A 24,734-nucleotide genomic window follows, 5' to 3' on the forward strand; every position below is an offset into this window, starting at 1 on the left:
CAGGATGGGAACCTTTGCCCCGATGCTCCATCTAATAGGCGATGACAGGGGCTTGGCCATGCAGACGGCAAAGGTCGCGGCAGCATCGTTGGAGGCACTCGATGACGGGGCGCTGGTGGAACGCGCCCGAAACCGGGACGGTGCTGCAGTCCGGCTGATCATGCAAAGACACAATCGACGCCTCTACCGGGTCGCTCGCAGCGTCCTCGACGATGATGCCGAGGCGGAGGACGTTGTCCAGGAGGCGTACGTGCGCGCCTTCACCCATCTCGACGGTTTTCGTGGCGAAGCACAGCTCTCGACCTGGCTGACGAAGATTGCGCTGAACGAGGCGCTGGGACGGCTGCGACGGCGTCGTACCACGGTCGCCTTGAAGGATATCGATGCCATCAACGATCAAGGGGAGGCCCGCGTGATCTATCTGCCGTCGGCCCGCCAGGACAGCGACCCGGAAACCGCAGCCGCTCGGGCCGAGGTTCGGCGTCTGCTCGAACGCGCGGTCGATCAGCTGCCGGCTTCTTTCCGAATGGTGTTCGTTCTCCGTGACATCGAAGAGATGAGCATCGAGGAGACGGCCACTCAGCTGGGTCTGCGGCCCGAAACGGTAAAGACGCGGCTCCATCGCGCAAGACGCCTTCTACGCCAGTCCCTCGACAAAACACTCTCGTCGGAGCTGAGCGAGGTCTTCCCTTGCGCGGGAACCCGCTGCAGCCGGATCACGAAAACCGTGCTGGAGCAGCTCGGTCTGGGGGCGACGCCGGAGGAATGAGCATGACGCGACCCGAACCGTGGTGAACGACATCGCCTTGAACCATTCCGCAGAGAAGGAGGAAAACGCCATGAGAGCCGACAATACCGTCCGAGATCGCAATCCGCAAAGCACCGCTCAGATCGCCGGGCATCCCCTGCATCCCATGCTGATCCCCTTCCCGGTCGCCTTCCTTGTGGCAACCCTCGTCTGCGACCTGCTCTTCTGGAACACGGGCAACAGCGCCTGGAGCACGGCCTCGCTTTATCTTCTAGGTGCTGCGCTCGTCATGGCAGCTCTTGCGGCTGTGGCAGGTCTTACCGACTTCATGGGAGACCGGCGCATCCGCAATCTGTCAGCGGCCTGGCACCACATGTTCGGAAACGTCGTCGTCGTCCTGCTCTCATTGTGGAACTGGTATCGCCGCTACGAGGTAGGAGACGCCGCCGTTCTGCCGACTGGCCTCATCATCTCGCTCGTCGTCGTTCTCCTCCTGCTTTACACCGGATGGCGCGGCTGGGAGATGGTCTACCGCCACCGGGTCGCTGTCTCTGACCAGGGAACCTGATACGGATGCTCCAAGTCGCCGTCCGGCAAGACGCCCCCTCGGGTCAAAAACCGGATCCTGAGATCGGCGACTATGCGATCATCGGCGACTGCCGTACGGCAGCCCTCATCTCGCGGACGGGATCCCTCGATTGGCTCTGCCTGCCACACTTCTCCGGGCCGAGCCTCTTCTCCGCGCTTCTCGATCAGGAGCGCGGCGGGCACTTTGCCATCCAACCTGCGCACGAATTCGAATCATCGCGGCGCTACCTGCCGGGGACGCCGGTTCTGGAAACCACCTTCCGCACGGGCTCCGGCGCTGCGCATCTGATCGACTTGATGCCCATCGAGGAACATTCGGGCCGCCTCGCACCCATGCGGGAGGTGCTGCGGATCGTGGAAGGCATCGAGGGTGAGGTGATCCTGAACGTCCGGTTCGAGCCACGGCCGAACTATGCACGAGAGAGAATACGCATCCGATCCCGCGGTGCCCTCGGCTGGTCCTGCTCCTGGGGGGACGAACTCTGCCTTCTGTCGTCGGAGGCCCGCCTGGAGGCGTCGCCGGATGGAACCGCCGTGGCCGGGCGGATCCGCCTCAAGGCAGGCGAGAGGCTGTGCTTCTCGGTCGCCTATACCAAGGGCGCCATCGGCGTCATTGCTCCCTTAGGAGAGCTCGCGCAGGATCGGCTCTACCGCACGGCAGAATGGTGGCAGGGCTGGATCGATCGCTGCACCTATGAGGGGCCGTACAGGGATGAGGTTCAGCGCAGCGCCATCACGCTCAAATTGATGACCTTCGCTCTTTCAGGCGCCGTGGTGGCGGCCCCGACGACATCTCTTCCTGAAGCCATCGGAGCAGACCGCAACTGGGATTATCGCTACTGCTGGCTGCGCGATGCGGCCCTCACCATGAGGGCCTTCACCGGCTTGGGCTTTCACGACGAGGCAGCGTCCTTCCTGCAATGGCTCCTGCATGCCACGCGCCTGACCTGGCCCAAGCTGCAGGTCATGTACGATGTGTACGGGCGAACCAATCTCAAGGAAGAAACCCTCGGCCACCTGTCCGGCTACCGCGGATCCCGACCTGTCCGCATCGGCAACGAAGCCCACAAGCAAGTCCAGTTGGATGTTTATGGCGAGGTCGTATCCGCGGCGTATTATTTTGTCAGGGGCGGCGGACAACTGCAGGACGATGAGGCCAAGCTACTTGCGGGCTTCGGGGAGACGGTCTGCAGACACTGGCAAGATGGCGATCATGGCATCTGGGAGATCCGAGGGTCCAAGCGCCAATATACTTTCTCGAAGGTCATGTGCTGGGCGGCGCTCGACAGCCTGATCAAGCTGCACGAGCAGGGCAGCATCCAGATAGATGCGGACCGCTATCGCCAAGAGCGCGCTACCATCGCCCGAGCGATCGAGACCCGCGGCTTCAACGAATCCCTTGGCAGCTACACGAGCGAGTTCGAAGGGGATGCCCTGGATGCCGCGCTGCTTCTGATGGGCTGCCTCGATTACAAAGAACCAAGCGATCCCCGCATGCGGGCCACGTTCGACAGGATCATGCAGCGCCTTGGATGCCGCGGCCTCATCTACCGCTATGAGCATGGGTTCGATGGTCTGGAATCGAGGGAGGGTGCCTTCGGCATCTGCAGCTTCCTGGCCGTCGACAATCTGGCCAAGCGCGGAGACCTGACCGATGCCATCGATGCCTTCGAACGCATGCTGTCGTTTGCCAACGATGTCGGGCTCTACGCGGAAGAAATCGATGTCGCGACGGGAGCGGCACTCGGCAATTTCCCTCAGGCTTTCACCCATGTCGGCCTCATCAACGCCGCCATGGCGCTCGCCGAGGCGCAGAAAGAATCGTGCCGATGATCGCTGCTGGCCTGCCGTCATTCGGGAGCATGATGATCTGGGGCCTTGTGGCGACCGTTGCCATGACCACGGTTCTCCAGGGAGCGCAGGGTCTTGGCCTCTCACGCCTCAGTCTGCCATTTCTCGCCGGCACGTTCTTCTCCGGCGACAGGCGATGGGCCGTCATCGTGGGGTTCGTCGTCTATGTCATTGGAGGATGGCTGTTCGCGTTCTTGTACTTCGTCCTGTTCGCAAGCCTTGGACTCTACACCTGGTGGCTCGGCACCTTGGTGGGCCTGCTACATGGATTGTTCCTGCTCGTCTGCGGCCTGCCCCTCCTGCCCTACCTCCATCCCAGGATGGCGTCCGAATACGACGGTGCATCGGCAATCCGGCAGCTTGAGCCTCCCGGCTTCATGGGCCTCAACTATGGTCCCCGGACGCCATTGACGACCCTGCTTGGCCAAGCGGCCTATGGAGCCGTGCTGGGCGGCCTGCCGCAAATGACGTTGGTCTAGGAGGGCCTTTGCGACGGCCCGTCGAACCCGCGAGGCCGTCGGCTCGGCTGTTGCCGCGGAAGGTACGAGCCCAGCCACGATCAGAGCTTAGAAATCATGGATTATTGGGGTGGGAGGAGATGGCGCGCCCTAGGGGAGTCGAACCCCTCTCTCCAGCGTGAAAGGCTGGCGTCCTAACCGATAGACGAAGGGCGCAGGTCATTCGGGGCGGTGCCGCCGAAGTGGGCGAACCTATAGATGGGTTCGTGACGCATCGCAAGCACCCGATTCCAATTATTCAGGCTGTGCGGCATCCATGATGCGAAGCTCGGCTTTTTCGCCTCCGCCCCAGCGATCGATCGAGAGCGTTCCCGCCACATGGAGCGGGTTGCCGATGGCCTGGGACAGGACGGCGCCGAGAGGCTGGCCGGCGGCCCGGAAGGCAATTCCGCCAATGAGGCTGCCGTCGCCGCCGCGAAGCTTCACCCGCAAATGCCCGCCGCTGCCGACCTCCCGCGCCTCGATCACCCGATGCTGCGGGAAGACGAAGACGGGTTCGGGCTGGCCCTGACCGAAGGGTCCTGCTCTTTCGAGGGCCGTGACCACACCAGGCTGGGCGCCGGCTGCCGTCAGAGTTGCGTCGATGGCGAAACTGTCCCGCAGCCGCATGACGCTCACCGGCTCGGAGAGCCTCTCTGTGATGAAATCGAGGAAAAGCTGGAGGTCTGCGGCCCGGATCGTCACGCCGGCCGCCATGGTGTGGCCGCCGCCTTTGATGGCAAGCCCGGCATCCACGGCTGCCCGCACCGCGTAGCCCAGATCCACGCCAGGCACGGAGCGGCCGGAACCGGTGGCCGTCCCGTCCTGGTTGAGCGTGAACGCGAACGCCGGGCGGCGGAACCGCTCCTTGGTGCGGGCCGAGATGAGGCCGACGATGCCCGGGTGCCACTCGGCCGAGGCGGTCACGAGGACGGGCAGGTCCGGCATGCGTTCCAGAACCATCATGACCTGGGCCTCCGCCTCCGCGACGGCCACGACTTCGATGGCCTGGCGCTCGCGATTGAGCCGGTCCAGCTCGGCGGCCAGCCTTCCGGCCTGGACCGGATCCTCGGTCAGAAGAAGCTTCGAGCCCAAGGCGGCATCGCCGATGCGCCCGCCGGCGTTGATGCGAGGCCCGACGAGATAGCCGAGATGCCAGCTTTCCGGCGCTCCTGCGAGCCCGGCGGTGTCGAGGAGTGCCGCCAGCCCCACCCGGCGGCGGCTTCTCATGATGGCAAGCCCCTGGCGCACGAAGGCGCGATTGAGGCCGAGGAGCGGCACCACGTCGGCCACGGTCGCCAGGGCCACAAGGTCGAGGCTCCCCATCAGGTCGGGCTCGGACCGGCCATCGAAGAATCCGCGCGAGCGCAGGGTGCGGTTGAGCGCAACCAGGAACAGGAACACCACGCCCGCCGCACAGAGGTGGCCGAGGCCCGACAGGTCGTCCTGCCGGTTCGGATTCACGATGGCGAGCGCCTCCGGCAACTGCTCCGGGGCTTGGTGATGGTCGATGACGAGGGGATCGAGGCCCAGGCGCCTCGCCTCAGCCAGGGGCTCGATGCTGGCGGTGCCGCAATCGACCGTGACGAGGATGTCGGCGCCTTGCACCTTGAGAGCCCGTATCGCATCCACGTTCGGACCATAGCCCTCCGTGATCCGGTCGGGGATGTGGATCGCGTATTCCACCCCGCAGGCACGCAGGTACTCGGCAAGCAGCGCTGCGCTGCAGGCGCCGTCCACGTCATAATCGCCGAAGATTGCCACCTTCTCAGCCCCCGTCACCGCGTCGGCGAGGCGGGAGGCTGCCGCCTCCATGTCGGTGAGCTTGTGCGGGTCCGGCATGAGATCCCGCAGACGCGGGTTCAGGAAGCCTTCGGTGTCATGGATGCTCACGCCACGACCGGCGAGGACGCGGGCGAGGACATCGGGCAGGCCGTGGGTCTGAGCGATGGCAAGCGCGATGGTGCTCTGGGCGGCATCGCAGCGCTCGACCCAGGTGCGCCCAAGGGCGGAATTGGCGACGCCCAGGAAGGGCTTTGGCACAAGAAGAGGAGATGATTCGGTCACATGGCGAGTCTTACCCGCGAATTGTGGTCAAAGCACCTTCCCCACATCGTCACTCCTGGCCCTGCTATCTCCCCCAGAGGTGAGATGAGCATCAACCGAGCATATGCCGATACTGGATGAAGCCGCTTCGGGAGGCGACCTTCTCGTAGAGGGCCTGGGCTGCCGTATTGGTCTCGTGCGTCAGCCAATAGACCCGGCTCGCGCCAGCCACCCTCGCCTTTTCATAGACCGCCTCGATCAGCAACCGGCCTGCGCCGCGTCCCCGTGCCTCCTCGGCCGTGAACAGGTCCTGCAGGTAGCAATAGTCGCCTGAGGTCCAGGTGGAGCGGTGATAGATGTAATGCACGATGCCGACGATTTTGCCGTCGAGAACGGCCGCGAGGCCATGCATGGACTCGGCCGGATCGTTAAGTCGCCGCCACGTCTCCTCCGTGACCTCTGCGGCTAAGGAGGATTTGTAGAAGGTGAGATAGCTCTGCCAGAGAGGCTCCCAGGCCTGGCGGTCCTCGGGGCGGAAGGGGCGAATCTGGATCATCTGGCTCTCCTGGTCTGCTCCATCGTCATCCCCGGACTTGTTCCGGGGATACACGCCTTTAGCCTCAAAAACGTGGATGGCCGGGACGGGCCCGGCCATGACGAAGGCAATATCTGCAGTATGGCGAAATTTAATCCAGGTGGAACTTCGACAGCTCCCGGTGCTCGCCGTAGATGCGGCGCACGGTGCCCGTAGCGGAGCGATACACAACGGTTTCCGTGGTGATCACGTCCCTGCCGAAATGAACGCCCTTGATCAGGGCGCCATCGGTCACGCCGGTGGCCGCCACAATCACGTCGCCGCGGGCAAGATCGGTCATGTCGTATTTCCGGTTGGGATCGGTCACGCCCATCTGGAGTGCGCGGGAGCGCTTTTCCTCGGTGTCGAGGATCAGGCGGGCCTGCATCTGGCCGCCGATGCAGCGCAGCGCCCCGGCCGCCAGCACGCCCTCAGGGGCGGCGCCGATGCCGAGATAGATGTCGATGCCTGTCTCTTCCGGCTTCGTGGTGAAGATCACGCCGGCCACGTCGCCGTCGGAGATCAGCCGGATGCCGGCGCCGGTCTTGCGGATCGCGGCGATGAGATCGGCATGGCGTGGACGGTCGAGTACGAGGGCGGTGAGCTCGTTCACCTTCACCCCCTTCGCCTTGGCGAGGTTGTGGAGGTTTTCCTCCGGGCTGGCATCCAGGTCGACGACGCCGGCGGGATATCCCGGGCCGACGGCAATCTTGTGCATGTAGACGTCGGGTGCGGCGAGCAGCGTGCCGGATTCGGCCATGGCCATGACCGCGATGGAGCCGGGCATGTCCTTGGCGCAAAGGGTCGTGCCCTCGAGGGGATCGACCGCGATGTCGACCTTCGGGCCCTGCTTGTTGCCGACCCGCTCGCCGATGAAGAGCATCGGAGCCTCGTCGCGCTCGCCCTCGCCGATCACCACGGTGCCGTCGATGGGCAGCTTGTTCAGCTCACGGCGCATGGCATCCACAGCCGCCTGGTCGGCGGCCTTCTCGTTGCCGCGGCCGCGCAGCCTGGCGGAGGCCACCGCCGCGCGCTCCGTGACGCGGACGAGTTCCAGGGTCAGGATGCGCTCGATGATTTGGCCCGGTTGGACGGTAATGCCTTGCGACATGGACGTGTCGTCTCCCTTTTTGTGGTCGTCGCCGGGCTATCGGGCCCGGCGTCAGGTTACTCGCGTTCGATGCGAATGACTTGGGGCGGCTCGGCAATAAGACCATCCCCCGAAATTTTTTCCAGGGCCGAGCGGATCGAAGCCTCGGTGGCCGCATAGGTGATGAGCACCAGCGGAACCGGGGCGCCCGAGCGACCATGCGGGTCTTTGGTGGCGGCGGTTTCAGAGCGCTTCTGCAGAATGCTCTCGAGGGAGATGTCGCCTTCGGCCATCCGTGTCGCCACGCCGGCGGCGACGCCGGGGCGGTCATGGACTGTCAGGCGGATGTAGTAGCCGCCCTCGTGGCGCTGCATGGGGGCCCGGGCCGCCTTATCCAGCTGGTCGATGGGAGCGCCGAAGAGCGGCTGTACTTTGCCGGTTGCGACGTCGGCGATGTCCGCAACGACTGCGGACGCGGTGGCATCGCCCCCTGCCCCCGGACCGATCAGGGTCAGCTCGCGGACCGCGTCGGCATCGATGGTCACCGCATTCGTCACGCCCATGACCTGGGCGATGGAGGACGTGCGGGGCACCATGGTCGGGTGGACGCGCTGCTCGATGCCGGTCTTGGTCCGCTCGGCAACGCCCAGAAGCTTGATGCGGAAGCCCAGCTCCTTCGCCATGGCGAGATCGAGCGGCGCGATGGAGGATATGCCCTCCACGTAGATCGCCTCCGCGTCGATCTGCGTACCGAAGGCAAGGCTGGTGAGGATGGCGAGCTTGTGGGCCGTATCGAAGCCCTCGACGTCGAAGGTCGGATCGGCTTCCGCATAGCCGAGGCGCTGGGCGTCCTTCAGGCATTCCAGGAAGGTCAAGCCTTCCAGCTCCATCCGCGAGAGGATATAGTTGCAGGTCCCGTTGAGGATGCCGTAGAGGCGCGAGATTCTGTTGGCTGGCAGGGCCTCGCGCAGGGTCTTGATGATCGGGATGCCGCCGGCCACTGAAGCCTCGAAGGCGAGCGACACGCCCCTCTCTTCGGCGAGCCTGGCCAGCTCGAGACCGTGCTTGGCGAGCAAAGCCTTGTTGGCCGTGACCACGTGCTTGCCCTGGGAGAGCGCCGTGCGCACCGTCTCCAGCGCCGCCCCGTCCGCGCCGCCAACGAGTTCGACGACACAATCCACGTCAGTTGCGCCGGCAAGGTCCACGGGATTGTCGAACCACGTGAAGCGCGAGAGGTCGAAGCCACGGTCCTTGGACCTGTCACGGGCCGAGATGGCCGTGACCTGAACGGGCTTTCCGCCCCGCTGGGCGATGGCCTCGTTCTGACGGTCGAGGATGCGGATGACCGAGGCGCCGACGGTGCCGAGGCCGGCAATACCGACCCGAAGGGGACGTGTCACGAACAGCAGCTCCTTGAAATTCTCGGGCTGCTTTTACGACTGCCGGGGTTCCATGTCCATGCGGACGAGAACCCCGGTCACAGGCATCGGCATGAATTCCTGCAGAGGCTAGACCCGCCGAACCATCGGCACCACGTTATGAAGCGTCTGGTCCGCTTGATCGAAGAACTTGCGGATGTTGCGGGCGGCCTGGCGGATGCGCTGCTCGTTTTCCACAAGAGCGATGCGCACGTAATCGTCGCCGTGCTCCCCGAAGCCGATGCCGGGCGCGACCGCCACGTCCGCCTTCTCAACCAGGAGCTTGGAGAATTCGAGGCTTCCCATAGACCGGAATTTCTCGGGGATCTGCACCCAGGCGAACATGGAGGCGGTGGGAACGGGCACGGTCCAGCCGGCCTTCGCGAAGGAATCGACCATCACGTCCCGGCGTCGCTTGTAGGTGGCGCGCATCTCGCGGATGCAGTCGTCCGGCCCGTTCAGCGCGGCGGTGGCGGCGACCTGCACGGGGGTGAAAGCGCCGTAATCCAGATAGGATTTCACCCGGGCGAGAGCCGCCAGAAGCCGCTCGTTGCCGACCGCGAAGCCGATGCGCCAGCCGGCCATGGAGAAAGTCTTGGACATGGAGGTGAACTCCACGGCCACGTCGATGGCGCCGGGCACCTGTAGGATCGAGGGCGGCGGGTTCGTCTCGTCGAAATAAACTTCGGAATAGGCGAGGTCCGATAGTAGAATCAGCTCGTGCTTCTTCGCGAACGCCACAAGGTCCCGGTAGAAGTCGAGGGAGGCCACATAGGCCGTCGGGTTCGACGGGTAGCACACGACGAGAGCAACCGGCTTCGGGATCGAGTGAGCCACGGCCCGCTCGGCGGCGAGGAAGAATTCGGGCGTCGGCTCGGCCGGGACGGAACGGATGACTCCGCCGGCCATGAGGAAGCCGAAGGCGTGGATCGGATAGCTCGGATTAGGCACGAGGATCACATCGCCCGGCTCCGTGATCGCCTGGGCCATGTTGGCGAAGCCCTCCTTGGAGCCAAGCGTCGCCACCACCTGGGTGTCCGGGTTGAGCTTCACTCCGAATCGGCGCTCATAGTAGCCGGCCTGGGCGCGGCGCAGGCCGCCGATCCCCTTAGAGGCCGAATATCGATCGGTCCTGGGCTTGCCCACGGTCTCGACGAGCTTGTCGATGACGTGCTGGGGAGCCTGGAGGTCCGGATTGCCCATGCCGAGATCGATGATGTCCGCCCCATTGGCACGGGCGGCGGCCTTGATGCGGTTGACCTGCTCGAAGACGTAAGGCGGAAGGCGCTTGATCCGGTAGAAATCAGACATGGTTCTCGTCCCCGAGCGGAATCACATCATTCCGTATAGGCACTAAGGCCTTCTGTTGGAATTCGTCTTCTGGCCTGTCTGCTGCGACGTGTTGGCCGGAAGCCTGACAGGCTGAGGCGGCGGAGTCTTTCCCTGTTCGGCAGCCGCAGCGCCGGCAGCCTCGTTCCGGGCCCGCAGGGCATCGAGCTCCGCTTCTGCCGCCTTTATCTGATCCGCCGTGCGTGCAGGTGTCGGGCGCTCGGGAACGGCCGCCCCGATCGGCATGTACTGGAGATCGGCCGGCCGCGAGCGTTGCACGAAGTCAGGTGTCGGCGCCATCTGGGGGCCTGCTCCGAGAGAAGTGGCCACATCCCTCACGGGATTGCTGTTGCAGCCGCTCACGCCGACAGCCGAAAACAAGATTAGCGCAAATGCCGCTGAGGGAGGGATCGAAAAGGGCTTCGTACGCATTTCTGATACCTAAGGATGGCAACATGACTCTGGCAAACCCAGCGCTTCGAACGCTAAGATGTCGGAAGTGCAGCCTGAGGGCAATGCTGCTGCGATAGAGGGAGATCGCCTTATGGACAAGCCATATGGTGAAGAGAAGACCCAAGCCCAAACCCCGGACTTTGAGGAACTCTCCCAAAACGTTGCGCGCTTCATCGAGGGCGCCGGCAAGGCCGCCGCCGCCTACCTCAAGCCCGTCCAGGAAGGCAAGACCCTGTCGGAACCTCCGGGAAATGCCTCGGAAGCCATCAAGTCCCTGAGCCGCGTGGCCGAGGCCTGGATGACCGACCCGCAGAGGAGTCTGGAGGCCCAGACCCGCCTCGGCACCCAGTTCCTGAGCCTGTGGGCCTCGACCCTGAAGCGTGCTCAGGGTGAGCCGGCGGAGCCGGTCGCTGAGCCCGAGCCCAAGGACAACCGCTTCAAGGATCCCGAATGGTCCGAGAACCCGATCTTCGACTTCCTGAAGCAGGCCTATCTCATCTCCTCCCGCTGGGCGGAGGACCTTGTGGAGAATGCGGACGGCCTCGACGAGCGCACCCGGCACAAGGCCCAGTTCTATCTCAAGCAGCTCTCCAGCGCGCTCTCGCCCTCCAACTTCCTCCTGACCAACCCCGAGCTCATCCGCGAGACCATGCGCGAGAACGGTGCCAACCTCGTGCGCGGCATCACCATGCTGGCGGAGGACCTCGAAGCCGGCGGTGGCGAGCTGAAGATCCGGCAGTCCGACCCGAGCAACTTCAGGATCGGCGCCAACATCGCCAATACCCCCGGCAAGGTGATCTTCCGCAACGATCTCATCGAGCTGATCCAATATTCGCCGACCACCGAGAAGGTGCTCAAGCGGCCGCTGCTGATCGTGCCGCCTTGGATCAACAAGTACTACATTCTCGATCTCAACCCGGAGAAGAGCTTCATCCGCTGGGCGGTCGCGCAGGGTTTGACCGTCTTCTGCATCTCGTGGGTCAATCCGGCCGAGCAGCATGCGGAGAAGGGCTTCGAGCACTACATGCGCGACGGCATCTTCGCGGCGCTGGAAGCCATCGAGCAGGCGACGGGCGAGAAGAAGGTGACGGCGATCGGCTACTGCGTCGGCGGCACCCTGCTCGCCACGACGCTGGCCTACATGGCCGCCAAGCGCGACAAGCGCATCGACAGCGCGACGCTGTTCACCGCGCAGGTGGACTTCACCCATGCGGGCGATCTGAAGGTCTTCGCCGGAGAGCAGGAGGTCCAGAGCATCGAGGCCTCCATGAAGAAGCGAGGCTATCTCGAAGGCGCACGCATGGCCAATGCGTTCAACATGCTGCGGCCCACCGATCTGATCTGGCCTTACGTGGTCAACGTCTACATGAAGGGCAAGGCGCCGCTCCCCTTCGACCTGCTCTACTGGAACGCCGACTCCACGCGCATGCCGGCGGCCAATCACGCCTTCTATCTGCGCAACTGCTATCTCGAGAACAGGCTCGCTCAAGGTGAGATGGAGCTTGCGGGCGTGAAGCTCGATCTGAAGAAGGTGAAGGTGCCGATCTTCAACCTTGCCACCAAGGAAGACCACATCGCCCCTGCCCGGTCCGTCTTCGTCGGCTCGAAAGCCTTCGGCGGACCGGTCCACTACGTGCTCGCCGGATCGGGACATATCGCCGGCGTCGTCAATCCTCCGGGCAAGCCGAAGTATCAGTTCTGGACGGGCGGGCCCGTCGAAGGCGAACTGGAGGAATGGATGAAGCAGGCGAACGAGACGCCCGGTTCCTGGTGGCCCTACTGGTTCGAATGGATCAAAGCCCAAGGCCCCAAGATGGTGCCGGCGCGCGAACCCGGGGGCGGCAAGTTGGAACCTCTCTGCGATGCGCCGGGAACCTACGTTCTGGCCAAGTCCTGAGAAGTTTCGTCATCAGCCAAAAAGAAAGGCCGGCTTTTCGCCGGCCTTTTTTGTTTGCTCACTGAGGAGATCAGTACTTGGCAACGATCGGCGCGGCCGGGATGGCGACTGCCGGATCGTCCCAGCGGTAGCGCAAGGCCACAGAGACGATGTCGGTGCTGGCATCCACATCGGCCACAAAGGGCAGGCCAGTGATGTAGTCCTGGTGCCCAGGAGTGATGCGGACATCCGTCTCCTTGGTGAAGATGTGGGTGTACGAGACGTCGAGCGACAGCTTCTCGTTCCACTGGTAGCCGACACCGACGGACGCCCAGATGCGGTCGTTGTCAGGCAGGCGGGTGGAGCGGATCTCCGTATCGATCGGCGACTGCTCGTAGGCCACGCCAGCGCGCAGCGTCCACTGGTTATTCAGCCTGTAGTCCAAGCCCAGCGAGTAGAAGTAGCCGTCGTCGTAGTTGAGCTCGAGACGGCTGAGGGGGCCCCTAGGACCGGCAATGACCGGCTCCTTCAGAACGCTCCAGTTCGTCCACTCGAAGCCGGCATGGACCGTAACGGCCGGAGAGATCGCCTGCGAGATGCCGATGGTGACCTGATCCGGCGTCTTCAGCTTCGACGTGATGGGGAGCCGCACACCGACCGGAAGGGGCCCGGCGCCAAGATTGGTACCGGCAGGAGCGGACAGGGTGCCATCGAGCTCGTGCTCGATCGCAGAGCGGTAGCCAATACCGATGGAGGTGCCGGCGAACGGGGTGATGGTCACGCCAGCCGTGAAGCCGAAGCCGATATCGTCACCTTCCAGGATGAGGCTCGATGCGCCTGGCGCCGGGGAGATTCCGTTCTTCAGGCGAATATCGAAATATTGCAGCGACGGACCGGCTGCGACCGAGAACCAGTCGTTGATCTTCACGCCAAGGACCGGGTTCACGTTGATGGAGAAGATCTTGGACGAACGCGAGTAGACCTGCCCCGCCCAGTTCTGCCGAGGATCGGTGACGAGGCCATAGGGAGCCGTGTTGGAAACGCCGACCCACAGCATGTCGTTGATCTGGTACGACGAGTAGCCGGTCGGTACGATCGCGTCCTGGCCGATGTCGCCGGAGCCGCCGAGCGGGAGCAGGAACGGAGCAGTACCGGTCGTCGGATCGATCTCGACACGCGGAATGATGACCGACAGGTGGGTCTCGCTCTGCCAGCCCGGCATCATGGTGATGACGGCCGGGTTCCAGAACATGGAGGACAGATAGCCCGAGCCGGACGCGGCACCGGCGAAGGAGTAGCCCTGAGCCGTGGCGCTCTGCTCACGGATGGCGAAGCCACCGGCCTGGGCACCACCCTGAGCGGCGACGAGGGCTGCAAGAGAGACTGCAGCCAGGGTCAAAGAACGAGAGAGACGACTCATGGAGTTTTCCTGCCCATTTGCTTCTTGTGCGGGCGAATCCCGCCTTGAGCACAATCTGCCAATGCTTAAATTTGGCCGCAATCTGATTATGAGACGGGCCCGAGTTGTTAATAATTCACGAACTGGATGTATAGGACCCGAACAATACTTATCTTTGCTTACGTAAGCTGGCAATAAATCAAAGTATGGAACAAACGTTCATATCTGAACAAACGTATTTGCATTCGTTCAACGGCTGCTTTCTACCACCTCTGGGAACAGGGATATCGCGCACTTTGTAGGAGTTCGTGACAAAACAGCAACAGATTTGCATCCGGATCATGCATTGTTGCGCAGCGCTTTCGCGCCAAGTATGCACGTGACGCAGAGAGAGGAGCGTTTGATGAAGCTGGTGAGATTTGGGGAAGCGGGACGGGAAAAGCCCGGGCTGGTCGATGCCCAGGGGCAGATCCGCGATCTGTCGGGTGTCGTTCCCGACATTGGTGGAGAGACGCTGTCAGCAGAGACCATGAATCGGATCCGTCAGGCCGATCACTCCGCCCTCCCCCTCGCCCCATCGGGGCAGCGTCTGGGAGCCTGCGTGGGCCTGGTGCGCAATTTCATCGCCATCGGGCTGAACTATGCCGACCATGCTGCCGAGACGGGCGCGGCCATCCCGGCGGAGCCCATCGTCTTCAACAAGGCGCCCTCCTGCATCGTCGGACCCAACGACGACGTGATCATCCCGCGCGGGTCCCAGAAGACGGACTGGGAAGTCGAGCTGGCCATCGTGATCGGCGACCGGGCTTCCTATGTCGGCGCCAACGAGTCGCTGGATTTCGTCGCCGGCTACTGCGTCTGCAACGACGTCTCCGAGCGCGAGTATCAGCTGGAGCGCGGCGGCACCTGGACCAAGGGCAAGGGCTGCCCCACCTTCGGCCCCCTCGGCCCCTGGCTGGTAACCAAGGACGAGATCCCGGACCCGCAGAACCTCTCCATGTGGCTCGACGTGAACGGCGAGCGCATGCAGAACGGCTCGACCAAGACCATGATCTTCAACGTGGCGCAGATCGTTTCCTACGTCTCGCACTTCATGATCCTGGAGCCCGGCGACGTGATCACCACCGGCACCCCGCCCGGCGTCGGCATGGCCCTGAAGCCCCCGCGCTTCCTTAAGCCAGGCGATGAGGTGTCGCTTGGAATCGAGGGGCTCGGCGAACAGCGCCAACGCTTCGTCGCCTTCGAGGGGAATGCAATAGACACCAGCAAGAGCTGGAAGGGACATTAGCGCCTACGAGAGAAGCGCTTTGTTTTTCCCGTCATGGCCGTCCCCGGACTTGATCCGCGGACGGCCATCTCGCTGTCATGAGGCTCATTGCTTCTCGAATCGAGATCACCGGCACGAGGCTGGTGATGACAACAAGCGCGGCACTGCTTTTCAGATCAGCCCCAGCATGAGCTGGATGTTCTGCACCGCAGCGCCCGAGGCTCCCTTGCCGAGATTGTCCAGGCGGGCGACGAGGAGCGCGTGATTGTAGCTGTCGTGCTGGAAGACGAAGAGCTCCAGACGATCCGTATCGTTCAGGGCCTCAGGCTCGAGGCGCTCGATCTTCTTACCGTCCCGGATCGTCGGGACTACGCTGACAAGGCCGCCGCCCTGGTAGTGCCCCATGAGCGCCGCCTCGAGATCGGCAGCCTTCGGCCGGCCGGGCAGCAAGTCGAGATGGAGCGGTACGCTCACAAGCATGCCCTGGCGGAAATTGCCCACCGACGGAATGAAGATCGGGCGCCGGGTCAGGCCGGTATATTTCTGCAACTCGGGCACGTGCTTGTGCTCGAAGCCGAGGCCATAGAGCTCGAAGGCCGGAGCCGTGCCGGCCTCGTAGGCCTCGATCATTGAGCGCCCGCCACCGCTGTAGCCGCTCACCGCATTGACGCTGATCGGGTAATCGGCCGGAACGAGCCCTGCATCCACGAGAGGCCGGATGAGCGCGATGGCGCCGGTGGGATAGCAGCCCGGATTGGCGACCCGGTCGGCATCGGCAACGGCCTGCCGCTGGGCAGGATCGAGTTCGGCAAAGCCGTAGACCCAGCCGGGACTCACCCGGTGGGCCGTGCTGGCATCGAGAATGCGAGGCCTCTTGCCGCTCAGGCCGTCGACGAGACTCACTGTCTCGCGGGCGGCATCGTCATGGAGGCAGAGCACCACCAGATCGACCTCGGCCAGGATCTCGCGCTTGGCGGCCGGGTCCTTGCGCCGCTCCGGATCGATGCTGCGGATCCCCACGCCGGGCACGTCCTTCAGGCGTTCGCGGATGCCGAGGCCGGTGGTGCCAGCCTCCCCGTCTATGAAGACGGTCTTGGTCTGCTGGCTGAGGCCTGTTGATCTGTCGAGGGTCGAGGTCATGGTCGATCCAATCTGTCGTCGAGGCTGAGATAGGGCGAAGCGCTCAAGCCCCACAAGGTTTCAGGAAAAAGAAAAGCCGCGCAGAGGGCGCGGCTGGCAGACGAACGGACGAGCAGCCGTCATCGCAGGCGCGCAGGCGCGGCGGACAGGCTACGTCGGATGTCTGAAACGATGATCATGAGGTGGTCTATGGAGCGAGGAAGCTTGGCTTGTCAAGCGCTTCAGGCCCTCGGAACCCTTGCGATCCCTTGCGGTTGCCTCGCAATCCCGACGAAAGACAGGCGGACCGCATGACAGGCACGGCAAAGAAGTCCAATCCCAAGCTCTGGGAGACCGTGAAGGCAAAGGTCACCAAGAGCGCCAAAGGCGGGAAGCCGGGCCAATGGTCCGCCCGCAAGGCCCAGATGGCCGTGGCCGAGTACAAGAAGGAGGGCGGCGGCTACGAGGGCAAGAAGGCCTCGGACAACCATCTCCAGCAATGGCAGGACGAGGATTGGGGCACCAAGTCGGGGAAAAAGAGCCAGGACACCGGTGAGCGCTACCTTCCGGCCAAGAGCCGAAAGGCGCTGACGGACAGCGAGTACAAGAGGTCGTCGGATAAGAAGAAGGCCGACACCCGTAAGGGACGCCAGTTCTCGAAGCAGCCGCGCGATGTCGCCAGGAAAGCCGCGGCTGCGCGCAAGAGCGCCACCCGGAGCGGCAGCGGAGCGTCCATCACGAAGGCCCAGCTGATGGAACGCGCCCGCAAGCAAAACATCTCAGGCCGCTCGCGCATGACCAAGGCCGAACTGGAGCGCGCCCTGTCGTAAATATGGAAAGGGCGGCCCGAGGACCGCCCTTTCGAATGTTCCGGCTGAAGGAGCCTTAGCGCTTCGAGAACTGGAAGCTGCGGCGGGCCTTCTTCCTGCCGTACTTCTTACGCTCGACGACGCGCGGATCGCGGGTCAGGAAGCCTTCCTTCTTGAGCGGGCCGCGAAGCTCCGGCTCGTAGTAGGTCAGCGCCTTGGCGAGGCCGTGACGGACCGCACCGGCCTGGCCGGAGAGACCGCCACCGTCAACGTTGACGGTGATGTCGTACTGGCCTTCGCGCTGGGCGATCTGGAGCGGCTGAGCGAGAATCATGCGCAGCACGGGACGGGCGAAGTAAACTTCAGCCGTACGGCCATTGATCACGATCTTGCCGGAGCCGGGCTTGATCCACACGCGGGCAACCGCGTCCTTGCGCTTGCCGGTGGCATAAGCGCGGCCGAGCGAGTCGAGCTTCTGGACGTGCTTCGGGGCTTCCGGAGCGGTGGTCTGGGCGTTATCACCCAGATCGGCGAGAGACTGAAGGGTCGCCATGGATTTAAGCCCTCACGTTCTTGCTGTTGAGGGCCGCAACGTCCAGGACTTCCGGCTGCTGAGCGGTATGAGGATGCTCAGTGCCGCCATAGACGCGCAGGTTGCCCATGATCTGACGGAAAAGCGGGCCGCGGGGGAGCATGCGCTCCACAGCCTTCTCGACCACGCGCTCGGGGAAGCGGCCGTCGAGGATGAAGCGCGCGGTGCGCTCCTTGATGCCGCCCGGATAACCGGTGTGGTGGTAGTACACCTTCTGCTCGCGCTTGCGGCCGGTGAACACCACCTTGTCGGCGTTGATGACGATGACGTTGTCGCCGCAGTCGACGTGGGGCGTGTAGTTAGCCTTGTGCTTGCCACGCAGGCGCATGGCAACGACCGAAGCGAGACGGCCCACAACGAGGCCCTTAGCGTCGATCACAACCCACTTCTTCTCGACCTCGGCGGGCTTCAGCGAAGTTGTAGTCTTCATTGCGCTGTATCCCGTTAGAGCCATAAGGCTCAGGTTCTAGAAACGACAAACCGCCGCGAGGTGCGGCGGCGAGTGAGGGCTGTTTAATGTTTTCACATCCGGAAGTCAACCGGAAACAGGCAGCGCTCCTGATCAAGAAAAGATAGACATATCATGAATTTAGAAACATTAGGTAATATGGCACCACATATGCGGTATCATAGAACCACATAAGCTTCCCCTCAAGCCAGCCTGGACTATGCTTGGCCTTAAGTATGAGGCACAATCAGTCCATAATTATAATGAGGGGCTCTCAATGGCCGATGACCTGATCTTCTTCACGAATCCCATGTCGAGGGGCCGCATCGTGCGCTGGATGCTGGAGGAAACAGGCTGTACCTACCGGACGGAGATTCTTGGGTTCGGGCCGGAGATGAAGGCTTCCGGCTACCGGGCCATCAACCCGATGGGCAAGGTGCCGGCCATCCTCCACGAGGGGACGGTTGTCACCGAAGCGGCGGCGATCTGCGCCTACCTGGCCGATGCTTTCCCCAATGCAAGGCTGGCGCCTCCTCCGGGAGATCCCCGCCGGGGCACCTATTACCGCTGGATGTTCTTCGCCGCCGGCCCGGTGGAGGCTGCCGTCAGCAACAAGTCTCTCGGCTTCGAGGTGCCGTGCGATCGTCAGGGCATGGTCGGCTACGGCTCTATAGAGGATGTGCTGAGTGCCCTGGAATATGCGGTGTCTCAGTCCGAATACATCGCCGGCGACCGGTTCAGCGCCGCCGATGTCTATGTCGGCTCCCAGATCGGCTGGGGCATGATGTTCGGGACAATCGAGAAGAGACCCGCCTTCGAGGCCTATTGGAGCCGGATCGGCAGTCGTCCGGCTGCCCTCAAGGCGCGCTCGATTGACGACGCGCTCCTGCCGCCGAAGACTTGAGCACGGTTGACAGTTATCAGCGCCGGTCCGGGATCGAATAGGTCCCGGTCGCGTGGCAGACCACGTCCGAGCTTTCTTCCGAATAGATGGATACCTCGCCCACCGCCAGCCGCTTGCCGAGCTTCAGCAGGCGGCACTCGGCGATGAGGTCGCGCTGCTCGGGCTTGCGCAGGAAGTTGAAGTTGAGGCTCGTGGTGACGGCGAGCGGCACCGGGCCGATATGGGCCAGAATCGCAACATAGAGGGCGAGATCCGCCAGGGCCATCATGGCCGGTCCCGAGATCGTTCCTCCGGGGCGGATATGACGCTCGTGGTATGCCAATCGCATGCGCGCCGAGAGCGGGCCGACCTCGTCCACGAAATAGGTCTGGCCGCCTATATGGATCTGCGGGAACTCGCGGTCGAGAAAGGCCGCAAGTTCGTCTCGGGTCATGATGGGATGATGCGATGCCATGAATCTGCGATGCTCATTGAACTGCCCTGCCCTATCCCATACGTTCCGTTCATGAATCACGACAATTATCCGAACGATTACATCCGCGGCATCCTCAACAGCGTGAAGACCATCGCGCTGGTGGGAGCCTCGCAGAACCCGGCGCGCCCGAGCTGGATCGTCACCAAGTACCTGCTGGAGCGGGGCTACGATGTCATCCCGATCAATCCGGGGCTCGCCGGCACCGAGCTTCTGGGAAAGACGGTCTACGCCTCCCTGAGGGACGTGCCCGTCCCGATCGACATGGTCGAGGTGTTCCGCAACTCGGAGGCCGCCGGTCCCATCACGGACGAGGCGCTGTCGCTCGACCCCTTGCCGAAGGTTCTCTGGATGCAGCTCTCCGTCCGCAACGACGAGGCGGCTGCCAGGGCCGAGGCGAAGGGTCTGGATGTGGTCATGGACCGCTGTCCGAAGATCGAGTTCGGGCGCCTCTCCGGCGAGATCTCCTGGCAGGGCGTCAACTCGCGGATGATCAGCTCGAAGAAGCCGGTTCTCTCAGGCAAGGGCTTCCAGAAGCTCAGCCTCAATCGGCGTTGATGGGGTTACCGGTACCCCGCCCTGGCCGGGCTTGTCCCGGCCATCTCGCCAAGGGAGCGTTGCGCCACCGAGGCGGGATCACCGGCACAGGGCCGTTGAGGACAAACTGAGCCTCAATGGCCTCCTTGACCCAAAGAACGTTTCGTTCTTTATAGAGAACGAACTGACGTCCTTGAGAGGAAAAGGCTGCTGCCATGACTGACCGTCTGCCAGGTTTCAATACGCTTGCCATCCATGCCGGAGCGGCCCCCGATGCGGCCACCGGCGCGCGGGCCACGCCGATCTATCAGACAACCTCCTTCGTCTTCGACGACGTGGATCATGCCGCTTCCCTCTTCGGGCTTCAGGCCTTCGGCAACATCTATTCGCGTATCGGCAACCCGACCTGCGCGGTCCTCGAGGAGCGTGTGGCGGCGCTGGAAGGCGGCACGGCGGCTCTGGCGGTCGCCTCGGGCCATGCGGCGGAGTTCCTGACCTTCCACACCCTGCTTCAGCCCGGCGACGAGTTCATTGCGGCCAAGAAGCTCTATGGCGGCTCGATCAACCAGTTCAACCACGCCTACAAGAACTTCGGCTGGAACGTGGTCTGGGCCGATTCGGACGATCCGTCCTCCTTCGAGGCCGCCATCACCCCGAAGACCAAGGCCATCTTCGTCGAATCGATCGCCAATCCGGGCGGCGTGATCGTCGACCTGAAGGCGATCGCGGCCATTGCCAAGAAGCACCGCATCCCGTTCATCGTCGACAACACTATGGCCTCTCCCTACCTGATCCGCCCGTTCGAGCACGGTGCGGACATCATCGTGCACTCGGCCACCAAGTTCCTCGGCGGCCACGGCAACTCCGTCGGCGGCCTCATCGTGGATGGCGGCTCGTTCAACTTCGCAGGCGACGACCGCTACCCCATGCTCTCCAAGCCACGTCCGGAATATGCCGGCATGGTTCTGGGCGAGACCTTCGGCAATTTCGGCTTCGCCATCGCCTGCCGCGTGCTCGGCCTGCGCGATCTCGGCCCGGCGCTCTCGCCGTTCAACGCCTTCCTGATCCTCAACGGGATCGAGACCCTGCCGCTGCGCATGCAGCGCCACTCGGACAATGCGCTGACGGTCGCCGAGCATCTGGAGAACCACAGCAAGATCTCGTGGGTGAGCTATCCCGGCCTTCGCTCCGACCGCTACCATAACCTCGCCAAGCAATACTGCCCCAAGGGTGCCGGTGCGGTGTTCACCTTCGGGCTCAAGGGCGGCTACGAGGCCGGCGTGCAGCTGGTGTCGAACCTCAAGCTGTTCTCGCACCTGGCCAATATCGGCGATACCCGCTCCCTGGTGATCCACCCGGCCTCGACCACGCACCGTCAGCTCACGGATGAGCAGAAGACCCAGGCCGGTGCCGGCCCCGAGGTCGTGCGCCTGTCGATCGGGCTCGAGGATACCCAGGATCTGATCGACGACCTCAATCAGGCCCTAGACGCGGCGTAGCCTGTCTCTCGCTCCCCAGTCATGGCCGGGCATGTCCCGGCCATCCCGATCAGGAAAAGCGCTGTGCACCATTGCATCGGGACCGCCGGCACAAGGCGGTGATGACGTAAAGTGCTAATTCAGCATGTTCGGACAACAAAAAGGGTGGCCCTGAAGCCACCCTTTTTGTTGGGGTTCTGCGTAAGCATTACGCAGCGCGGGATGACCCCGCCTTCTTGTAGGTGTTGTGGATGGCGTTGAGAGAGCGTTCGAGCGCCGTCCAAAGACGGCCGATTTCGTCGGCGCCCTGCGAGTTTGCGTCGTACTCCCTGGCGCCCTCGCCTGTTGCGAGGGACAGCGTCAGTTCCGGCCGGTGCGTGATCTGGCCCGCCCAAACGGGCACTTGGAGCGCATTCAGGGCTCCGCGGGCGTCAGCCACGACGGCGGCCTCGTTGTCCCCATGTCGGGCCGGCGCGGCGTTGATCACGGCTGCGTAGGGCTTGCGGTGCTCGCGGGCAAGCGCAACTGTATCCTGAAGGGCTGCGATGTCGAACAGGCTCGCCCTCGTCGGAATGATCACGAGAGTTGCCTGCTTGATCGCCTCGGCAACGATGGAGGACTTGTTCGGGGGCGTGTCGACGAGGACCCACTCGTAGCCTTCGCGCTTGGCGTCTCGGATCGCATCCGCGATGTTCCGGACATTGTGCTTGAGGCCAAGGTATTCCTGGCTCCGGATCTTGTGCCACAAGGACAAGGACCCCTGCGGGTCGTTGTCGATCAGCAATGTGGGGCGTGAAGGGTTGGCGATATAACTCGCGAGGTGAGCAGCGAGCGTGCTCTTACCCGAGCCGCCTTTTCGCGAAGCAAAGACCAGCACGTTCATGCCTGACTCCTTATCAGCCTGTTCCTGCAGCACTGCGCTTGAGGGTTAAGACCATCTTAATATTGTTCACCTGTAGCAGAGCAAGTACTGATTTCCTAATTCGAGCCCTGTTCCCACCGTGATTTTATCATTCGTTAGTCTGATCGACTCAAATTCCGGCTCATGGACGGTGGCGAACGGGACCTGCGAAGCTTCGCGATGCTTGGCGAGAGATCGACCTGTCCTCCGGTTTGCGCCTCACAATGGTCCGCATGATGGGGCTGAGCCGCCCTCCAGCAACTGGGATGTCAGAGAATACATCCAGTTTCCAGAGAGCCATTCCATTTGGAAGGGCGCGGCCTGCAAGTTGTAAGCGCTGACCGGCAGGGTCACGCAAGAAACCGATCCGAATTATTCACAATTCGTGTTCCGATGGGCTTTCAAAGCTCGGAACCACCCTTCTGCTTGGCCGTTAAGCTCCAGACTTCACCAATTAGGAGCTGACACATGTCGAAGAAGATCTTGTTTGCAGGCGCTGTTCTTGTGGCCCTTGCCCCGGTTGGCGCCGTCGCTCAGTCCGGCGGCGGTGCCGCAGCCGGTGCGACCACCGGTGCCGTTGGCGGCGCCATCGTCGGCGGTCCGGTCGGGGCAGCCATTGGCGGCGTGACGGGCGCGATCGTGGGCGGCCTCGCCGAGCAGCAGCAGCCGCAGTTCCGCCAGTATGTGGTGACCCAGGGCGTTCCGTCCTACCGCTACCAGGAAGAGGTCCGCGTCGGCGCGACCCTGCCGTCCTCTGGCGTGGAATACTATGAGGTTCCGCAGCAGTACGGCGTCACCAACTACCGCTACACGGTCGTGAACGACACCCCGGTTCTGGTCGAGCCCGGCACCCGCCGCATCGTCCAGATCATCCGCTAATCGACCAAGCGGTTCAGGCATCAGGGCGGCCGAAAGGCCGCCCTTTTCTCATGTCAGGCGGCACTTACGCGGGCATGGACCACAGCCATCCCCAGAACGGCCATTGCGAAGACCTGATGAGCCAACCCGGCCCAGAGAGGTACGACGAGGAGCAGGGTCACGATGCCGAGCACCATCTGAGCGAGGGTCAGTCCGGCCACGGCCGTGGCCCGGTTGGCAGTCTTGGAGTCCGGTGCCGTCCGTCGCAGGGACCAGGCATGCCACAGGGCGAAGGCCACGATGGCATAGGCAGCCCAGCGGTGGTTGAACTGAACCAGCACGACATTGTCGACGAAGTTCTCGATCCAGGGCGAGACCGAAAACAGGACGGAGGCCGACGGGACGAGAGCCCCATCCATCAAGGGCCAGGTGTTGTAGGTCAATCCAGCCTTCGAGCCCGCCACAAGGCCGCCGAGAGCGATCTGGAACAGGATCAGCCCCATCACGATCCGCGGCGCGTAGCCTGCACGAACCTCGCGTGCAGGGGAGCGATCCTTCAAACCGGCTGCGATCCAGACGAGGCAGGCCAGAATGATGCTGGCGACCGTCAGGTGCAGGGCAAGTTTGATGGGAGCCACAGCGGTCATGCCGGGCTCCAGGCCCGAGGCCACCATGATCCAGCCGATGGCACCCTGCAGCCCTCCCAGGGCCCCGATGCCCAGGAGCGTCAAGGCAAGTCTGCCTTGGATCACGCCACGAGCCCAGAACCACACCAGCGGAAGGAAGAACACCAGGCCGATGAGGCGGCCGAGCTGCCGGTGACCCCACTCCCAGGCATAGATGAACTTGAACTCGGACAGGGTCATGCCCTTGTTCACGAGTTCATATTGCGAGATCTGCCGGTATTTCTCGAATTCTGCCAGCCAGGCCTGGTCCGTGAGCGGCGGGATGGCGCCGGTGACCGGCTTCCATTCGGTGATCGAGAGGCCGGAACCGGTCAGGCGCGTGGCGCCCCCCACGGCCACCATCAGCACCACCAGGGCGGCAAGGGTGTAGATCCAGGCGCGCACAGCGGACAGGGATTTGGTGTGAGGCACGCGCGCCAGCGGCATGCCCTCGGTGGAGGCTGCGACAGCCATGCTCATTCTCATCATCGATTAGGGCTTGAACCCAGGATATGAACGTCACATAGAGGCTGCGCGTCCATGAGGCAATTCATGCCGGTGACGCACCGTCGTGATGAGAAATCGCCAAGTTGAAGGTCTAGACCATGGGCACGCGCGCACGAAAACTGATCGGCACAGGGGTGATGCTGGCCTTCATCTGCTTCTATGCGCTGTTCGCCATGGCTGTCGCCGAGGGCCGGATCTCCGAAGCACCGAAGCTCATCCAGACCGTGGCCTACATCGTCCTCGGCCTGATCTGGGTCGTCCCGCTCATGCCCCTGATCCGCTGGATGGCGAAGCCGGACAAACCTTGA

The 24,734-nt window shown here is 63.3% G+C and carries 25 protein-coding genes and 1 tRNA gene; 12 read left to right on the forward strand and 14 right to left on the reverse strand.

Annotated elements, in window-relative coordinates; all coding sequences use genetic code 11:
- The first annotated feature begins 58 nt into the window (after positions 1 to 58).
- The 4 genes from AC0QTX_RS20145 (at position 59) to AC0QTX_RS20160 (ending at position 3,666) form a co-directional block, all read left to right on the forward strand.
- A complete protein-coding gene (locus tag AC0QTX_RS20145; protein ID WP_474605606.1) occupies positions 59 to 769 on the forward strand; it encodes an RNA polymerase sigma factor in 711 nt (236 codons plus the stop codon).
- A 70-nt stretch (positions 770 to 839) separates the two neighbouring features.
- Positions 840 to 1,316, forward strand: coding sequence for a DUF2231 domain-containing protein (locus AC0QTX_RS20150; RefSeq protein ID WP_474605607.1), 477 nt, complete (start codon positions 840 to 842; stop codon positions 1,314 to 1,316).
- A 5-nt stretch (positions 1,317 to 1,321) separates the two neighbouring features.
- Entirely contained in the window at positions 1,322 to 3,169 is a 1,848-nt protein-coding gene (locus AC0QTX_RS20155; RefSeq protein WP_474605608.1) for a glycoside hydrolase family 15 protein, read from the forward strand.
- Positions 3,166 to 3,666 (forward strand): hypothetical protein, encoded by a 501-nt coding sequence (locus tag AC0QTX_RS20160; RefSeq protein WP_474605609.1) that lies wholly within the window; start codon positions 3,166 to 3,168, stop codon positions 3,664 to 3,666. The genes AC0QTX_RS20155 and AC0QTX_RS20160 overlap by 4 nt, the downstream gene beginning before the upstream one ends.
- Positions 3,667 to 3,786: 120 nt before the next feature.
- On the opposite strand, the gene AC0QTX_RS20165 is transcribed toward AC0QTX_RS20160, so the two are convergent.
- The 7 genes from AC0QTX_RS20165 to AC0QTX_RS20195 form a co-directional block, all read right to left on the reverse strand.
- Positions 3,787 to 3,861: transfer RNA gene (locus AC0QTX_RS20165), tRNA-Glu, on the reverse strand.
- A gap of 78 nt (positions 3,862 to 3,939) precedes the next feature.
- Positions 3,940 to 5,751: a single-stranded-DNA-specific exonuclease RecJ gene (gene recJ / locus AC0QTX_RS20170; RefSeq protein WP_474605610.1), complete on the reverse strand. Its 1,812-nt coding sequence runs from the start codon at positions 5,749 to 5,751 to the stop codon at positions 3,940 to 3,942.
- A gap of 91 nt (positions 5,752 to 5,842) precedes the next feature.
- Positions 5,843 to 6,286: an N-acetyltransferase family protein gene (locus AC0QTX_RS20175; RefSeq protein ID WP_474605611.1), complete on the reverse strand. Its 444-nt coding sequence runs from the start codon at positions 6,284 to 6,286 to the stop codon at positions 5,843 to 5,845.
- Positions 6,287 to 6,416: 130 nt separating this feature from the next.
- Positions 6,417 to 7,415, reverse strand: coding sequence for a class II fructose-bisphosphatase (glpX, locus tag AC0QTX_RS20180; RefSeq protein WP_474605612.1), 999 nt, complete (start codon positions 7,413 to 7,415; stop codon positions 6,417 to 6,419).
- 56 nt (positions 7,416 to 7,471) lie between these two features.
- The gene (locus AC0QTX_RS20185; protein ID WP_474605613.1) at positions 7,472 to 8,794 is read right to left on the reverse strand and encodes a homoserine dehydrogenase; all 1,323 of its coding nucleotides are present in this window, start codon (positions 8,792 to 8,794) and stop codon (positions 7,472 to 7,474) included.
- Positions 8,795 to 8,902: 108 nt separating this feature from the next.
- Positions 8,903 to 10,123, reverse strand: coding sequence for an LL-diaminopimelate aminotransferase (locus AC0QTX_RS20190; protein WP_474605614.1), 1,221 nt, complete (start codon positions 10,121 to 10,123; stop codon positions 8,903 to 8,905).
- Positions 10,124 to 10,165: 42 nt separating this feature from the next.
- On the reverse strand, positions 10,166 to 10,441 hold the full coding sequence (locus AC0QTX_RS20195) for a hypothetical protein (RefSeq protein WP_474605615.1): 276 nt from the start codon (positions 10,439 to 10,441) through the stop codon (positions 10,166 to 10,168).
- A gap of 244 nt (positions 10,442 to 10,685) precedes the next feature.
- Between AC0QTX_RS20195 and AC0QTX_RS20200 the strand changes: the two genes are divergently transcribed.
- Positions 10,686 to 12,491 carry a PHA/PHB synthase family protein gene (locus AC0QTX_RS20200; RefSeq protein ID WP_474605616.1) on the forward strand — a complete coding sequence of 602 codons (1,806 nt, stop codon included), beginning with the start codon at positions 10,686 to 10,688 and terminating at the stop codon, positions 12,489 to 12,491.
- 70 nt (positions 12,492 to 12,561) lie between these two features.
- On the opposite strand, the gene AC0QTX_RS20205 is transcribed toward AC0QTX_RS20200, so the two are convergent.
- Entirely contained in the window at positions 12,562 to 13,890 is a 1,329-nt protein-coding gene (locus AC0QTX_RS20205) for an OmpP1/FadL family transporter (protein WP_474605617.1), read from the reverse strand.
- Positions 13,891 to 14,272: 382 nt separating this feature from the next.
- Between AC0QTX_RS20205 and AC0QTX_RS20210 the strand changes: the two genes are divergently transcribed.
- Positions 14,273 to 15,157: a fumarylacetoacetate hydrolase family protein gene (locus AC0QTX_RS20210; protein ID WP_474605618.1), complete on the forward strand. Its 885-nt coding sequence runs from the start codon at positions 14,273 to 14,275 to the stop codon at positions 15,155 to 15,157.
- 150 nt (positions 15,158 to 15,307) lie between these two features.
- Here the strand turns inward: AC0QTX_RS20210 and argC are convergent, their stop codons facing one another.
- Positions 15,308 to 16,276: an N-acetyl-gamma-glutamyl-phosphate reductase gene (gene argC / locus AC0QTX_RS20215; protein WP_474605619.1), complete on the reverse strand. Its 969-nt coding sequence runs from the start codon at positions 16,274 to 16,276 to the stop codon at positions 15,308 to 15,310.
- A 290-nt stretch (positions 16,277 to 16,566) separates the two neighbouring features.
- Here argC and AC0QTX_RS20220 point away from each other — a divergent pair, with 290 nt between their 5' ends.
- Positions 16,567 to 17,085, forward strand: coding sequence for a hypothetical protein (locus tag AC0QTX_RS20220; protein WP_474605620.1), 519 nt, complete (start codon positions 16,567 to 16,569; stop codon positions 17,083 to 17,085).
- Positions 17,086 to 17,140: 55 nt separating this feature from the next.
- On the opposite strand, the gene rpsI is transcribed toward AC0QTX_RS20220, so the two are convergent.
- Together rpsI and rplM are read right to left on the reverse strand one after the other, a co-directional pair.
- Positions 17,141 to 17,617, reverse strand: coding sequence for a 30S ribosomal protein S9 (rpsI, locus tag AC0QTX_RS20225; RefSeq protein WP_474605621.1), 477 nt, complete (start codon positions 17,615 to 17,617; stop codon positions 17,141 to 17,143).
- A 4-nt stretch (positions 17,618 to 17,621) separates the two neighbouring features.
- The gene (rplM, locus tag AC0QTX_RS20230) at positions 17,622 to 18,086 is read right to left on the reverse strand and encodes a 50S ribosomal protein L13 (RefSeq protein ID WP_474605622.1); all 465 of its coding nucleotides are present in this window, start codon (positions 18,084 to 18,086) and stop codon (positions 17,622 to 17,624) included.
- A gap of 295 nt (positions 18,087 to 18,381) precedes the next feature.
- Between rplM and AC0QTX_RS20235 the strand changes: the two genes are divergently transcribed.
- Complete coding sequence (locus AC0QTX_RS20235; RefSeq protein ID WP_474605623.1) at positions 18,382 to 19,008, forward strand: glutathione S-transferase family protein; 627 nt, start codon at positions 18,382 to 18,384, stop codon at positions 19,006 to 19,008.
- A 16-nt stretch (positions 19,009 to 19,024) separates the two neighbouring features.
- Here the strand turns inward: AC0QTX_RS20235 and AC0QTX_RS20240 are convergent, their stop codons facing one another.
- On the reverse strand, positions 19,025 to 19,462 hold the full coding sequence (locus tag AC0QTX_RS20240) for a PaaI family thioesterase (protein WP_474605624.1): 438 nt from the start codon (positions 19,460 to 19,462) through the stop codon (positions 19,025 to 19,027).
- Positions 19,463 to 19,513: 51 nt separating this feature from the next.
- Here AC0QTX_RS20240 and AC0QTX_RS20245 point away from each other — a divergent pair, with 51 nt between their 5' ends.
- The gene (locus AC0QTX_RS20245) at positions 19,514 to 20,038 is read left to right on the forward strand and encodes a CoA-binding protein (protein ID WP_474605625.1); all 525 of its coding nucleotides are present in this window, start codon (positions 19,514 to 19,516) and stop codon (positions 20,036 to 20,038) included.
- Positions 20,039 to 20,232: 194 nt separating this feature from the next.
- Positions 20,233 to 21,516 carry an O-acetylhomoserine aminocarboxypropyltransferase gene (locus tag AC0QTX_RS20250; RefSeq protein ID WP_474605626.1) on the forward strand — a complete coding sequence of 428 codons (1,284 nt, stop codon included), beginning with the start codon at positions 20,233 to 20,235 and terminating at the stop codon, positions 21,514 to 21,516.
- Between the two features lie 187 nt (positions 21,517 to 21,703).
- On the opposite strand, the gene AC0QTX_RS20255 is transcribed toward AC0QTX_RS20250, so the two are convergent.
- On the reverse strand, positions 21,704 to 22,378 hold the full coding sequence (locus AC0QTX_RS20255; protein WP_474605627.1) for an AAA family ATPase: 675 nt from the start codon (positions 22,376 to 22,378) through the stop codon (positions 21,704 to 21,706).
- Between the two features lie 486 nt (positions 22,379 to 22,864).
- Here AC0QTX_RS20255 and AC0QTX_RS20260 point away from each other — a divergent pair, with 486 nt between their 5' ends.
- The gene (locus tag AC0QTX_RS20260) at positions 22,865 to 23,275 is read left to right on the forward strand and encodes a DUF1236 domain-containing protein (RefSeq protein ID WP_474605628.1); all 411 of its coding nucleotides are present in this window, start codon (positions 22,865 to 22,867) and stop codon (positions 23,273 to 23,275) included.
- 53 nt (positions 23,276 to 23,328) lie between these two features.
- Here AC0QTX_RS20260 and AC0QTX_RS20265 read toward each other — a convergent pair whose 3' ends face one another.
- Entirely contained in the window at positions 23,329 to 24,366 is a 1,038-nt protein-coding gene (locus AC0QTX_RS20265; protein ID WP_474605644.1) for a COX15/CtaA family protein, read from the reverse strand.
- A 158-nt stretch (positions 24,367 to 24,524) separates the two neighbouring features.
- On the opposite strand from AC0QTX_RS20265, the gene AC0QTX_RS20270 reads away from it, so the two are divergent.
- A complete protein-coding gene (locus tag AC0QTX_RS20270) occupies positions 24,525 to 24,734 on the forward strand; it encodes a DUF2842 domain-containing protein (RefSeq protein WP_474605629.1) in 210 nt (69 codons plus the stop codon).

The sequence above is a fragment of the Microvirga sp. jy35 genome (genome assembly GCF_056148915.1).

Excerpts from the sequence above, each read along its gene's own strand:
- AC0QTX_RS20145 (WP_474605606.1), top strand. The coding sequence starts at position 59 with ATGCAGACGGCAAAGGTCGCGGCAGCATCGTTGGAGGCACTCGATGAC.
- AC0QTX_RS20150 (WP_474605607.1), top strand. The coding sequence starts at position 840 with ATGAGAGCCGACAATACCGTCCGAGATCGCAATCCGCAAAGCACCGCT.
- AC0QTX_RS20155 (WP_474605608.1), top strand. The coding sequence starts at position 1,322 with ATGCTCCAAGTCGCCGTCCGGCAAGACGCCCCCTCGGGTCAAAAACCG.
- AC0QTX_RS20160 (WP_474605609.1), top strand. The coding sequence starts at position 3,166 with ATGATCGCTGCTGGCCTGCCGTCATTCGGGAGCATGATGATCTGGGGC.
- AC0QTX_RS20175 (WP_474605611.1), bottom strand. The coding sequence starts at position 6,286 with ATGATCCAGATTCGCCCCTTCCGCCCCGAGGACCGCCAGGCCTGGGAG.
- glpX (WP_474605612.1), bottom strand. The coding sequence starts at position 7,415 with ATGTCGCAAGGCATTACCGTCCAACCGGGCCAAATCATCGAGCGCATC.
- AC0QTX_RS20190 (WP_474605614.1), bottom strand. The coding sequence starts at position 10,123 with ATGTCTGATTTCTACCGGATCAAGCGCCTTCCGCCTTACGTCTTCGAG.
- AC0QTX_RS20195 (WP_474605615.1), bottom strand. The coding sequence starts at position 10,441 with ATGGCGCCGACACCTGACTTCGTGCAACGCTCGCGGCCGGCCGATCTC.
- AC0QTX_RS20200 (WP_474605616.1), top strand. The coding sequence starts at position 10,686 with ATGGACAAGCCATATGGTGAAGAGAAGACCCAAGCCCAAACCCCGGAC.
- AC0QTX_RS20205 (WP_474605617.1), bottom strand. The coding sequence starts at position 13,890 with ATGAGTCGTCTCTCTCGTTCTTTGACCCTGGCTGCAGTCTCTCTTGCA.
- AC0QTX_RS20210 (WP_474605618.1), top strand. The coding sequence starts at position 14,273 with ATGAAGCTGGTGAGATTTGGGGAAGCGGGACGGGAAAAGCCCGGGCTG.
- argC (WP_474605619.1), bottom strand. The coding sequence starts at position 16,276 with ATGACCTCGACCCTCGACAGATCAACAGGCCTCAGCCAGCAGACCAAG.
- AC0QTX_RS20220 (WP_474605620.1), top strand. The coding sequence starts at position 16,567 with ATGACAGGCACGGCAAAGAAGTCCAATCCCAAGCTCTGGGAGACCGTG.
- rpsI (WP_474605621.1), bottom strand. The coding sequence starts at position 17,617 with ATGGCGACCCTTCAGTCTCTCGCCGATCTGGGTGATAACGCCCAGACC.
- rplM (WP_474605622.1), bottom strand. The coding sequence starts at position 18,086 with ATGAAGACTACAACTTCGCTGAAGCCCGCCGAGGTCGAGAAGAAGTGG.
- AC0QTX_RS20235 (WP_474605623.1), top strand. The coding sequence starts at position 18,382 with ATGGCCGATGACCTGATCTTCTTCACGAATCCCATGTCGAGGGGCCGC.
- AC0QTX_RS20240 (WP_474605624.1), bottom strand. The coding sequence starts at position 19,462 with ATGGCATCGCATCATCCCATCATGACCCGAGACGAACTTGCGGCCTTT.
- AC0QTX_RS20245 (WP_474605625.1), top strand. The coding sequence starts at position 19,514 with ATGAATCACGACAATTATCCGAACGATTACATCCGCGGCATCCTCAAC.
- AC0QTX_RS20250 (WP_474605626.1), top strand. The coding sequence starts at position 20,233 with ATGACTGACCGTCTGCCAGGTTTCAATACGCTTGCCATCCATGCCGGA.
- AC0QTX_RS20255 (WP_474605627.1), bottom strand. The coding sequence starts at position 22,378 with ATGAACGTGCTGGTCTTTGCTTCGCGAAAAGGCGGCTCGGGTAAGAGC.
- AC0QTX_RS20260 (WP_474605628.1), top strand. The coding sequence starts at position 22,865 with ATGTCGAAGAAGATCTTGTTTGCAGGCGCTGTTCTTGTGGCCCTTGCC.
- AC0QTX_RS20265 (WP_474605644.1), bottom strand. The coding sequence starts at position 24,366 with ATGCCGCTGGCGCGCGTGCCTCACACCAAATCCCTGTCCGCTGTGCGC.
- AC0QTX_RS20270 (WP_474605629.1), top strand. The coding sequence starts at position 24,525 with ATGGGCACGCGCGCACGAAAACTGATCGGCACAGGGGTGATGCTGGCC.